This window comes from Acidovorax sp. PRC11 (genome assembly GCF_031844105.1).
Lineage (GTDB): Bacteria > Pseudomonadota > Gammaproteobacteria > Burkholderiales > Burkholderiaceae_C > Paracidovorax.
Window position 1 is genome coordinate 203,174 of the sequence record NZ_JAUZUQ010000005.1, and the last position, 12,003, is coordinate 215,176.

At 69.0% G+C, this 12,003-nt stretch carries 9 protein-coding genes and 1 pseudogene; 2 read left to right on the top strand and 8 right to left on the bottom strand.

Features of this window, described 5'->3' with window-relative positions; genetic code table 11:
- Nucleotides 1-15 precede the first annotated feature (15 nt).
- From Q9R47_RS07910 to metK, 7 genes and pseudogenes are all read right to left on the bottom strand, one after another.
- Nucleotides 16-2,022, bottom strand: coding sequence for a tetratricopeptide repeat protein (locus tag Q9R47_RS07910; protein ID WP_311232654.1), 2,007 nt, complete (start codon nt 2,020-2,022; stop codon nt 16-18).
- A gap of 235 nt (nt 2,023-2,257) precedes the next feature.
- The gene (locus Q9R47_RS07915) at nt 2,258-3,301 is read right to left on the bottom strand and encodes a bifunctional nicotinamide-nucleotide adenylyltransferase/Nudix hydroxylase (protein ID WP_311232655.1); all 1,044 of its coding nucleotides are present in this window, start codon (nt 3,299-3,301) and stop codon (nt 2,258-2,260) included.
- Between the two features lie 142 nt (nt 3,302-3,443).
- Nucleotides 3,444-5,144 (bottom strand): NAD+ synthase, encoded by a 1,701-nt coding sequence (locus Q9R47_RS07920; protein WP_311232656.1) that lies wholly within the window; start codon nt 5,142-5,144, stop codon nt 3,444-3,446.
- 18 nt (nt 5,145-5,162) lie between these two features.
- Nucleotides 5,163-6,362 carry a nicotinate phosphoribosyltransferase gene (pncB, locus tag Q9R47_RS07925; RefSeq protein ID WP_311232657.1) on the bottom strand — a complete coding sequence of 400 codons (1,200 nt, stop codon included), beginning with the start codon at nt 6,360-6,362 and terminating at the stop codon, nt 5,163-5,165.
- 43 nt (nt 6,363-6,405) lie between these two features.
- Entirely contained in the window at nt 6,406-7,272 is an 867-nt protein-coding gene (locus Q9R47_RS07930) for a cysteine hydrolase (RefSeq protein WP_311232658.1), read from the bottom strand.
- Between the two features lie 247 nt (nt 7,273-7,519).
- A complete protein-coding gene (locus Q9R47_RS07935) occupies nt 7,520-7,705 on the bottom strand; it encodes a DUF1328 domain-containing protein (protein WP_311232659.1) in 186 nt (61 codons plus the stop codon).
- 235 nt (nt 7,706-7,940) lie between these two features.
- A pseudogene (gene metK, locus Q9R47_RS07940) lies at nt 7,941-9,110 on the bottom strand (methionine adenosyltransferase); the annotation flags it as partial.
- A gap of 154 nt (nt 9,111-9,264) precedes the next feature.
- On the opposite strand from metK, the gene Q9R47_RS07945 reads away from it, so the two are divergent.
- Nucleotides 9,265-10,131, top strand: a complete 867-nt coding sequence (locus Q9R47_RS07945; protein ID WP_311232660.1) for a lysophospholipid acyltransferase family protein — start codon at nt 9,265-9,267, stop codon at nt 10,129-10,131.
- Nucleotides 10,128-10,997, top strand: a complete 870-nt coding sequence (locus Q9R47_RS07950) for a lipid A biosynthesis acyltransferase (protein WP_311232661.1) — start codon at nt 10,128-10,130, stop codon at nt 10,995-10,997. Before Q9R47_RS07945 ends, Q9R47_RS07950 begins: the two co-directional genes overlap by 4 nt.
- Nucleotides 10,998-11,072: 75 nt before the next feature.
- Here Q9R47_RS07950 and Q9R47_RS07955 read toward each other — a convergent pair whose 3' ends face one another.
- Nucleotides 11,073-11,993 (bottom strand): alpha/beta fold hydrolase, encoded by a 921-nt coding sequence (locus Q9R47_RS07955; protein WP_311232662.1) that lies wholly within the window; start codon nt 11,991-11,993, stop codon nt 11,073-11,075.
- Between the last annotated feature and the right edge of the window lie 10 nt (nt 11,994-12,003).

Consider the following 12,003-nt stretch of genomic DNA (forward strand, 5'->3'; position numbering starts at 1 on the left):
GACGGGTACGGCCGCTCAGGGCTTCTTGGCAGGCCCGGCGATCTGCGCGCGCACTTGCGGGTACTGTGGGTTGCGTGGGTCCAGCGCAATGGCGCGGTCCATCGCCTTCAAACTTTCATCGATGCGACCCGCGCCGCGCAAAGCCATCGCGCGTCCGTAATAGGCCACTGCCGCATTCGGCGTTCTGGCAATGATCCGGTCGAAGGTGGCCAAGGCGGCCTGGGTGTCGCCCTTGCCGACCTGGGCCATTCCGGTCCCCAGCAGCACGCGCTGGCTGGAACCATTGGCCTGGTGCAACACGGCGAGGTCCTGCAGGGCGTCATCGAAACGATTGGCGCCGATGGCGGCCTCGGCACGGCGCAGGCGCATGGCTTCGCGCATGCGTACGACGTCATCCGTGGTCACGCCCTCCGCCGAGCGTTGCATGCCCTTGCTGAAGCTCTCATAGGCCGCAGCGAACTGTCCCAGTGCGAATTCCGACTCTCCCCGGTGGTAGTACAGCGGAAGGTCTTTGAAGCCCTGCTTTTCAGCTTCTGTCCACGCTGCCAGGGCTTCCGCATGCTTTTGCTGCTGCTGCAGCGCGACACCGAGGTTGAAGCGGGCCGCACCGTTCAGCGCGCCCAGTGCATCGGCCTTCGCCAGATTGCGCTGGGCATCGGAGACCAGCCCGCGGTTGAGCTGGTCGGCGCCCAGGTTCAGGAAGGGGCGCCAGCGGCCGACCGCATTGGCGGGCGCATTCATGTCGATTTTTTCCGCGGCGTCGCCCCACGCGGTGGCATCGTCGCTCAAGGACATCACCCGTTCGAACGCCAGCATCCCCAGAACGATGCCCACCGCCGCCCCGATGCAGTAGATGGTGCGGGGCCGCAGCCCGGTGAGCACGATGGCCACCAGGATCGGGATCGCGACGGCCCAGAGGTAGCTCCGGTACAGCACGAACGGGTCCTGCACCCAGACGGTGGCGAATTCGGTCACGTACAGAAGGAGCGGGAACAGCAGCGCCACCCCTGCCAGGCTCAATACGCCGCGTCGGCGCAACACGCTCCAGATGGCGGCGCACAGCAGCGCCCCATAACCGAAGACGCCCAGGATCTGGGGAAATGTGGCATACGACACGGGGAACGCCGGTCGCAGATCGACCGACATCCACATCACGTTCGGAACGAACCACAGGAAGCCATAGGCGAAGAACAGCGCGGCCTCGTTGATGATGCTGAGCGGATACATGCGCTGGCCGATCCCGGGGCTGATCTGCTCCAGCTGCCGGGTGAAGTCGATCGAGCGCTGGTCGAAAGCCTTGCCGATGAATTGGCCATAGATGCCGAACAACACGGCGGCGGCCAGCAGGATCAGCGCGAACGACACGCCGGCGATGATGGCGACGGTTTTCCAGCTCGGACGCCGGACGTGGATGTAGAGCGGCACGGCCATGGCCGCCACCATCACCGCGTGTTCCTTGGAGAGCACTGCCGCCACGTAGCTGACCACCGCGGCGGCATACCAGCCCAGTGCGCGCTCGCGCTGCAATCCTCGGACGAAGAAGAAGCAGGCCAGCACTGCGAACAACGTCGCCATCAGGATGGAGCGCTGGATCAGATAGGCCACCGCGTACACGGCGACGGGGTTCAAGGCGAAGACCGCGACGCCGATCTGCAGGGCGGCACGGCGCGACGCGTCGAAGTGGGGGGAGGTTTCGAATTCTTCCGGAAAACGGGTGTGCGTCAGCAGCGCTCTGACCAGGCCGTAGAGGGCGGCCACCACGCCCAGATGCAGCGCGATGTTGACGGCCCGCTGCTTCCACCAGCCATCGCCGAACAAACCGTCGACCCAGACGAAGGTGCCATACGAAAGCATCCGCTGCTTGAAGTGCAGGATGTTGCCGTAATCGTTGAATATGAGACCTTCGGTCAATCGCAGGTCATCGAACAACAGCTGGCTGTGCAGCCCTGGGAGGTAAATCGCCAGTACTGCGGCGATCAGGGCGATAGCAAAGATGTATGACGATTTGGAAGGCTTGGCCATGGTCTTTAATAGTTGTGAGTGGCTCACATTCCACGCAAGCCCGACCCCCACAGATCGAGCCGCGGAGTTTACGGCATCGGGTTTGCGGCTCGGCGGCTGCCGGGGGGGCCGGTGGCCCGCCCCTCGGCACCGGCTCCAGGCGCCGAAGCCGTCACACGACGGTGTATCCACTCCACAGGAGCTGCGGTGCTGCCCCGGCGGAACCCGGCAGCGCGGTCGCTGCCCCGTGCGGCCATCATCCGCCCGTGTGCGACGTGATGCCCAGGAAATGGTCCAGCATGTGGAAGTGGTCCTCGAAGAACGCCTCTTCCAGCGCGGCCAGCGAAGCGATCGGGACCCACTCCACGTGCGCCGCGTCGTCGTCCGCGCGCACGTCGGGGAAATCGTCGCTCCCCAGGTCGAAATAGTGCGCGTGCGTGATGGTGCGGCCGCGCTGGCTGCGGTCGGGATGATCGAACACGGCCACCTCGCGCAATGCGGCGCGCATGCGGGCCTCGGGAAGCACGCAATGGGTTTCTTCGGCCAACTCGCGCAGGCAGGATTGCCAGACGGTTTCGCGCTGTTCGATGAAGCCGCCCGGCGCCGCCAACTGCCCCTTGCCGGGCGCATGCGCGCGGCGGATGAGCAGTACGTGGTCCTGGCAGCGCAGCACGGCGTCCACGGTCACGAACACGGGCGGGTAGGGCGCCTGCGCCCAGGCCTCGCGGTAGCCGCGCAGCATGTGCCATTCCTCCTGCAGGGCCGCGTAGTGCGGGCCCTGGGCGAACGTGCGCAGGAAATCCAGCGTGCTCGCGGGCATCTGCTCCGCGAGCGGCTGCAGCGCGCCGGGCACGGCATCCGGCGTCGCGCCGAAATAGGCGTCGCGGATGGCGGTGGCGTCGATGCTGCCCTGGCGCTCCACGGCGATGAGCTGCCAGCCGGGGAAGGCCCGCAGGTAGCTGCTGGTCGCGTCCTTGAAGTGCCCCACGAGGCCGATGCGGGCATCGGGCTGCGTGTGTCGTGCGACGGCCTGCAGCACGGCGGCCACCCAGGCGAGTTCGTCGTAGTGGTCGCGCACCGGCAGCACCGTGAGGCGGGCGCGGTCGGCTTCGGGCAGGGCGTTGCGCAGCATGGCCTCGCGCTCCTGCCAGGTGAAGGGGTTCTTGGGCGAGCGGGCCTGCCAGGCCGATCCCATGATGACGATGGCGTCCCGGGCGCTGTCCAGCGCGCGGCGCAGCAGGGCCAGGTGGCCGTTGTGGACGGGCTCGAAGCGCCCGATGAGGATGGCGGTGTCGTACATGGAATCCGGAAAGGCGTGGAGGAACCGGCGGGAGGTGGCGTACCGCCATCTCGGCAGTGGCGTCATCGGCAAATGTAGCCCGTCCCGCACCCGCGCGGCGGCACGGAGGTGCGCCGGGTTGCGGAGGGACGGGGGCGCAGGCTCAGACGTACTTCGCCGCGATCGGCATCTGGCGCCCGTTGCCGAAGGCCTTGGCCCGCACGCGCAGGATGGGCGGGGCCTGGCGGCGCTTGTACTCGTTGCGCGCCACCATCTGGCGCACGCGGTGCACCAGGGCGCGGCCGGCCTCGTCGTGCTGCAGCTGGGCCGAGAACGCGCGGGCCGCCTCGTACTCGGCGTGCGACAGGCCTTCGCCTTCGATGATGAGGCGCAGCACCTGGTCCAGCACCGGGTAGGGCGGCAGGCTGTCGACGTCGCGCTGCCCGGGCGCCAGTTCGGCCGAGGGCTCCTTGTCGATGATGGCCTGCGGGATCAGCTCGCGGCCCTCGTGATCGTTCACGTGGCGCGAGAGCTCGAACACTTCGGTCTTGTAGAGATCGCCCAGCAGCCCGAGGCCGCCGTTCGTGTCGCCGTAGAGCGTGCAATAGCCCACCGAGATTTCCGACTTGTTGCCCGTGGTGAGCAACAGGTGGCCGAAGGCGTTCGAATATTCCATCAGGATGGTGCCGCGGATGCGCGCCTGCAGGTTCTCCAGCGGCAGGCCTTCGAGCGGTCGGCCGAAGCTGGACTCGAACTGCGCGGCGTAGCCGGCCACGAGGTCGGCGATCGGGTGCGTGTGGAGCTGGATGCCGAGGTTCCGGCACAAGGCCACGGAGTCGTCCACCGAGCCGCTCGACGAGAAGCGCGAAGGCATCGTCACGGCGACCACGTTCTCGGGGCCCATCGCCTCCACCGCGAGCGCGAGCGTGAGGGCGCTGTCGATGCCTCCCGAACTGCCCACCACCACCTGCCGGAAGCCGCAGCGCCGCGCGTAGTCGCGCAGGCCGAGCACGATCTGCTGGCGGTAGAAGTCCATGGTGGGCAGGCCGTCGGCGGGCACGGGCGGCAGGGCGCCGCCGTCCTCGGCCTCAAAGCGCCCGTCCACGAGCCGCAGCGTGCGCACGTCCTCGGCGAAGCGCGGCGCCTCGAAGACGACGCCGGCTTCGGGCTCGGCGGCGAACGATGCGCCGTCGTAGACGATCTGGTCCTGCCCGCCCACCTGGTTCACGTACACCACCGGCAGCCCATGGCGCCGCGCGGCATCGCCGAAGACCTGGTGCCGGATCTCGCGCTTGCCGATGTGGCTGGGGCTCGCATTGATGCTCACGACCAGGTCCGGCGCCGCGTCGGCGACGCGCTGGAAGGGGTTGGTGGCGTAGTCGGCCACGGTGTCGTTCCAGCCGTCCTCGCAGACCAGGAAGCCGATCTGCGCGCTGCCGATGCGCAGCACGCGCGCCACGTCGGGGCCGGGCTCGAAGTGGCGCCGCTCGTCGAAGATGTTGTAGGTGGGCAGGAGCTGCTTGGCATAGCGGAGGCGCTCTTCGCCCTGGTGCAGTACCAGCAGGCTGTTGTGCAGCCGCTTGCCGGGCCCCTGCGCCCGCGTGGGCGTGCCCACCACCCAGTGCAGGCGCGGCGTGGCGCGCGAGGCCTCCTGCAGCGCGGCGATGCCTGCATCCACGCGCTCCATGAAGCCGGGCTCTTCCAGCATGTCGCCGGGATAGTAGCCGCACAGTGCCAGTTCGGTGAACACCACGAGATCGGCGTCGGCCTGCGCGGCACGGTGCGCGGCGTCCACCATGCGCTGCACGTTGCCTTCGATGTCGCCGACGGTGTAGTTGAGCTGGGCGAGGGTGATCCGGAGCATGGGTTCGTTTCCTTGGGTTCACACGCCGGCCGCGGGCAGGCCGAAGACCTGGCGCAGGTAGGCGAGGTAGGTTTCATCGTCGCACAGCGTCTTGCCGGGGCTGTCGGACAATTTCGCGACCGGCTGGCCGTTGGCGCGCACGATCTTCATGACGATGTTGATCGGTGCCGGGCCCAGGTCGTTGCTGAGCTGCGTGCCGATGCCGAAGCCCAGCTGCACGCGGTCGCCGAAGTGCCGGTGGAGCGCCAGTGCCCGGTCCACGTCGAGCCCGTCGGAGAATACGAGCCGTTTGCCGTGCGCATCGATGCGCAGCCGGGCGTAGTGCGCGAGCGCCTTCTCGCCCCACGCGACCGGATCGCCCGAGTCGTGCCGCAGGCCGTCGAAGAGCTTGGCGAAATACAGGTCGAAATCCGCGAGGAAGGCATCCATGCCGACGGTGTCGGTGAGCGCGATGCCGAGGTCGCCGCGGTACTCCTGCACCCAGTCCTCCAGGGCCGCCTTCTGGAAGTCGCGCAGCCGCACGCCGAGGGCCTGGTAGCTCTGCAGGTATTCGTGCGCCATGGTGCCGATGGGCACCAGGCCCAGATCGCGCGCGAGCAGCACGTTCGAAGTGCCCTTGAACCATTGCGGCGCCTGTGTGGCGAAACGCTGCACCACTTCGCGCTGCCAGGCGCCGCTGTAGCGCCGGCGCAGGCCGAAGTCGAACATCTCGAAGGGGTGGGCGCGGGGCGCCTCGTCCGCCAGCGCCTGCACGCGCGCGATCTTGGCGACGAGCCGCCGCCGTCCTTCCTCCAGCGCCGCGTCGTCATGGCCCAGGCGGCGGAAGTACAGCTCGTTCACGATGGCCAGCACGAAGATCTCGAAGCCCATCACGTGCACCTGCGGGCCGCGTGCCACGATGGACAGGCCCGGCCCTTCCGCGCGCGCTTCGATGAAGTTGCGCTGGAACTGGAAGATGCGCAGGAAGTCGATGAAATCGCTCTTGATGTAGCGCAGGCCTCCCAGGTACTCCAGCTCGGCCGGCGCGAAGCGCAGCGTGCACAGCGCATCCAGCTCGGCATTCACCTCGGGCAGCAGCTCGGCGAGCGGGAAGGCGGGCGTGTTGCGGCAGACGAAGCGGTATTCGGCCTGCGTCTGCGGATGGCGGTGCAGCAGCGCCTGCCACATCGTGAACTTGTAGAGATCGGTGTCCAGCAGGCTCTGGATGATGGGTTTCATGCGTGCGTGCTCCGGGGTGAACGGGAAGGTGGGGGCAGCGCGGCTACGCTGCGAAATCGGTCGAGGCGGCCAGCTGCACGCCGCGGGCGCGCATCGCATTGAGGAACGCGCCCTGCTGCGCTTCGAAGCCGCCCACGGGGCTCATGCAGTCGGTCAGCAGCACGATCCGGTCCGGTGTCCAGCCCGGCTGCAGGCGCGGCAGGTGCTGCACGATGTGCTCGGTCGTGGCGCGCACGCAGTGGCTGCTCGCCTCGCCGGCGATCACCAGGCACTCAGCGGCGTCCAGGCGCTCGAGCAAGGGCCGGTTGAGCGCGGTGGCCGGGTCCTGCGGATCGGGCACCTCGGCCTCGATGGCGCTGTAGTGCTCGGTCCAGGGGTTCATGCCCTTGAATACCGCATGCACCGCCTGGCCGCGCAGCGCCTGCCAGTCGGCGCAGGCCGCCAGCAGCGCAGCGTGCACGCCGTGGCCCCAGCTGCCGATCTCGCAGTGCACCGGCCAGACCATCAGCGTGTAGCGGCCCTGCGATTCGAGGGCATCGAGGTAGGCCAGCACGCGCGGCAGGGCACCGGCATCGCGCGGCAGGAATTCACCGGCGCGCACCTGGGTGGCCGTGATGGGCGTGAACGGGGCGACCTCCGCTCCGCCGCGTGCGTGCCAGAAGAGCGGGTGCGCGATGTCGTAGCGCTGGTGCGAATCCAGCGTGACCGTCACGCCGTCGATGCGCGGACCCAGGCGGCGCAGGAATCCCGCCAGCCGCTGCATGTCCGCGTGGGCGCCGGCCACCGGCAGGGCGGGGGCGCATGGCCGGCCGGTGGCCGGATCGCGGCCGCACCAGTCCACAGGAAGATCGCAGAAATCGTTCTGGGGATCGATGGCTAGCAGATGCAGGGCGGAGGGAGTGCGATTCATGGCAGCGGTTCCATTCGGTGGCGTGGGCCGGATGGGTCCATTGTAGATTTGTTAGTTTATTGGTGCAACTAAGTGGGCCGGGTGAAGGTGTTTCCAACTGCAAGGCTTACCGGTGCCGCGCAGAGCAGAACGGAGCATGCCCGGCCCGCCGGCTGCCACAGGGTGGCAACTGGCGGATCGGGCATGCTCCGATGGAATGGGGCGGGCTCGGCGGGGAAGCCGGCCACCCCCGGCAGGGGACGGTGGATTACTTCATCGCCCTGCGCGCCGCGCCCACGCCGAGGACGGCGAGCACGACGAAGATCACGGCGACCACGAGGAACAGGAAGAACAGGATCTTGGCGATGCCCGCCGCGCCCGCGGCCACGCCGCTGAAGCCGAGCGCGCCGGCGATGAGGGAGATGATGGCGAAAGTGATGGCGTACTTCAGCATGGTGTCGCTCCGTTGACGGTGGGTCCGTTGCCGGGCGGGTGGGCCGCCTGCTTTGCACCGGGTGTCCCGATCATCGCGAGCCGCCGAGGGGAGCGTCGTCGGCATGCCCTGACTGCCGGTGTAGGAGCGGGCGCAACGAAAAAAGCCGCCGCCCCGGGAGGGGCAGCGGCTTGGTGGGCGCTGTGGAGGGGGAGGCCTTGTGGTCGCGTTCACATCGCTGCAAGGCCTCCGAACCCGCTGCGCGCAGCGCGGCGGCCTGGTCCGTCTTTTCCCAGGTGAACTCGGGTTCTTCGCGGCCGAAGTGGCCGTAGGCCGCCGTCTTTTCGTAGATCGGGCGCAGCAGGTCGAGCATCTGGATGATGCCCTTGGGGCGCAGGTCGAAGTGCTCCTGCACCAGGGCTGCGATCCTCTCGTCGGGGATCACGCCCGTGCCTTCGGTGTAGACCGTGACGTTGATCGGCCGCGCCACGCCGATGGCGTAGCTCACCTGGATCTGGCACTGGCGCGCGAGGCCCGCGGCCACGATGTTCTTGGCCACGTAGCGCGCGGCGTAGGCGGCCGAGCGGTCCACCTTCGTCGGGTCCTTGCCGCTGAAGGCACCGCCGCCGTGCGGGCAGGCACCGCCGTAGGTGTCCACGATGATCTTGCGGCCCGTCAGCCCGCAGTCGCCCTGCGGGCCGCCGATGACGAAACGGCCCGTGGGGTTGATCAGGTACTTGGTGTCCTGCAGCCACTCCTTGGGGAGCACGGGCTTGATGATCTCCTCGATCACCGCCTCGACGAAGCTGGCCTTCATCTTGGTGGCCGTCTCGGACTGGTCGGGATGGTGCTGGGTGGAGAGCACCACGGTGTCGATGCTGTGGGGCTTGCCGTCCACGTAGCGCATCGTCACCTGGCTCTTGGCGTCGGGGCGCAGGAAGGGCAGGCGGCCGTCCTTGCGCAGCTGGGCCTGGCGCTCGACCAGGCGGTGCGCGTAGTAGATGGGCGCGGGCATCAGCTCGGGCGTCTCGTCGCAGGCGTAGCCGAACATCAGGCCCTGGTCGCCGGCACCGGTGTTCAGGTGGTCGTCGCTCGCGTGGTCCACGCCCTGGGCGATGTCGTTGCTCTGCTTGTCGTACGCGACGAGCACCGCGCAGCCCTTGTAGTCGATGCCGTAGTCGGTGTTGTCGTAGCCGATGCGCTTGATCGTGTCGCGCGCGACCTGGATGTAGTCGACGTGCGCGTTCGTGGTGATCTCGCCGGCCAGCACGACGAGGCCGGTGTTCGTGAGCGTCTCGGCCGCCACGCGGCTGCGCGGGTCTTCGCGGAAGATCGCGTCGAGGATGGCATCGGAGATCTGGTCCGCCACCTTGTCGGGATGGCCTTCGGACACCGATTCCGACGTGAAGAGAAAGTCGTTCGCCATTTGAATAAACTCCTGTGTTTTTTGGCATTTTGGGCGTTGCCCTCAGCCCTCCGGAGCCTTGGCGAACGCTTTAGCAGAGTTGTTTAACGTCGCCCTGCAAGTTGCTCATTTAACTCAGCGACCCCACCATTCTACCGACACGGATCTGTCACCGATGCCCCCCGCGTTCCGCTTCTTCGCCCGATGGACCCTGCCGGCGCTCCACGCGCTGGGCGCGGTGCTGGGCTGGATCGCCTTTCTCGCGTCGCCCACGTACCGCCGCCGCTTTCTCGCCAACGCCGCGCTGGCCGGCTATCCGTTCGCGCGCGTGCGCTCCGCGGTGGCCCATGCGGGCCGCATGGCGGCCGAGCTGCCGCGGCTCTGGCTGCATCCCGAGGCGCCGCCCTGCCGCGTGGAGGGCGCCGAATGCGTGGAGCGTGCCTGGGCGGCCGGCCGGGGCATCGTGTTCCTGACGCCGCACATCGGCTGTTTCGAGCTGTCCGTGCAGATCGCGGCGCGGCGCTGGGCGGAGCAGCACGGGCCCGTCACGGTGCTCTACCGGCCCGCCCGGCAGGCGTGGCTCGCGGAACTCATGCGCACGGCACGCGACCGCCCCGGCATCCGCGCCGTGCCCACCACGCTCTCGGGCGTGCGGCAGATGATCAAGGCGCTGCGCCGCGGCGAGGCCGTGGGCCTGCTGCCCGACCAGGTGCCCCCCGAGGGCCAGGGTCTTTGGGTGCCGTTCTTCGGCCAGCCGGCCTATACGATGACGCTCGCCGCCCGGCTGGTGCAGCAGACCGGTGCCGCGGTGGTCCTCGCGCGCTGCGAGCGCCTGCCGCGCGGCCGGGGCTACGTGCTGCACCTCGAATCCCCGGCCGAACCGCCCTCCGACGACCTCGCCACCGCCACCGCGCAGATCAACCGCTCCATGGAACACATCATCCGCCAGTCCCCCGGCCAGTACCTCTGGGGCTATGGCCGCTACAAGCAGCCGCGCGCCGAATCCGCGCCGGCCTCCCCGGCGCCCGGAGACGCCGCATGACGGCGGGCCGCATCAACACCGCCGTGATGCGCGTGCTCGCGCGCCTGCCGCTGCCGGTGCTGCGCGGGCTGGGCTGGGTGCTGGGCCAGGTGCTCTATGTGCTCGCCAGGCCCCGCCGCAAGGTGACGCTGCGCAATCTCGAACTCTGCTTTCCAGAGGCCAGCCCCACGCAGCGCCGGGCCTGGGCGCGCGAGACCTTCGTGCGCTTCTGCCAGGCCTGGCTGGACCGCAGCTGGCTCTGGATGGCGCCGCGTTCGGTGGTGGAAAAACGCCTGGAGTTCCGCGGCGCACTGAACGAGCTGGAGGGCGACACGCCCACGATCATCTTCGCGCCGCATTTCCTGGGCATGGATGCGGCCGGCACGGCGCTCACGCTGCAGACCGACCGGGCGTTCACCTCGATCTTCACGCCCCATCCCGATCCGGACATCGACGCCTGGCTGTTCGCCGGCCGCCAGCGCTTCGGCAACGTGCGCATGCTGAACCGGGCCGACGGCGTCAAGCCGATCCTGAGCGGGCTGCGCAAGGGCGGGCTGCTCTACCTGCTGCCGGACATGGACTTCGGGCCCAACGATTCGCTGTTCGTGCCGTTCTACGGCATGTCGGCCGCCACCATCACCTCGCTGTCGCGCTTCGCGCGCCTGGGGCGGGCCAAGGTGGTGCCTCTCATCGGCCGCATCACGCCGCGCGGCTACAGCGCCGAGATGATGCCGGCCTGGCAGAACTATCCCACCGACGATCTCGAGGCCGACACCGCCCGCATGAACCGCGAACTGCAGCAGTGGATCGACACCATGCCCGGCCAGTACTACTGGGTGCACCGGCGCTTCAAGTCGCGTCCGCCGGGCGAGCCGCCGGTCTATTGACAGCCCGCGGGGCGGCATGGCCGGCCGGCGCTGCCGTACCCTGCTGTGCAAGGGCAGGGCAATGCGCCCAGGCGCTCAGGGCGCATCCGCCAGGAAGTCCCCGATCTCGCGCGCCACGCGTTCCGGCTGCTCGTGCACGATCCAGTGCGACGCGCCCGGCACGGTGCGCAGCCGCAACGACGGCACCCAGCGCTCCAGGCCGTCCAGCAGGCCCGGCCGCAGCGCGGGATCGTCCAGACCCCAGACGACCAGCGTCGGCATGCCGATGGAGAGCATGGCGTCGGGCAGCTCGACGCCTGCGGCATGTGCCTCGCCTTCACGTGGCGGACGCAGCGGGCTGGCGCGGTAGTAGTTGCACGGGCCCGTGAGCCCTTCGTCCCAGGTGGCGCGGTAGCGGCCCTGCAGTTCGGGCGTGAGCCAGTCGGGCGCGCTGCCGTCCGGGCGGCCGAAGAAGCCGAACAGCCGGCGGTAGCCGTCCTCCGACAGCAGCGTCTCGGCATCCTTCCGGCAGAGGAAATGCATGTACTCGCTCGCCTGCTGCTGCTCGGGGCTCTGCCGCAGTTCCCGCAGGAAGGTGCCGGGGTGGGGCGAGTTCACGATCACCAGGCGCTCCAGCAGATCGGGCCGTTGGTTGGCCAGGTTCCACGCGACCGCGCCGCCCCAGTCGTGCGCGATGAGCGCGGCGAGCCGGCCGCCCGCGTCCGCCGGGCCGCATTCGGCCTCGACCAGCGCCACCAGGTCCTGCACGAGGTGCTTGGCGCGGTACGACTCCACGGCCTGCGGGCTGCTGGAGGGCGCGAAGCCGCGCAGGAAAGGCGCCACGCAGCGGTAGCCGCCGTTTTCGGGGCGCGAGAAATGCTCCAGCATCCCGTCCCAGATGAACGCGCCTTCGGGGAACCCGTGGAGGAAGACGAGCACCGGGCGGCCGGGCTCGCCGCGCGTGCGGCAGTGCAGGGTGATGCCGTGGGGCAGCGAATGGAGCGTGGTGTCGGTCATGCGCGTGTGC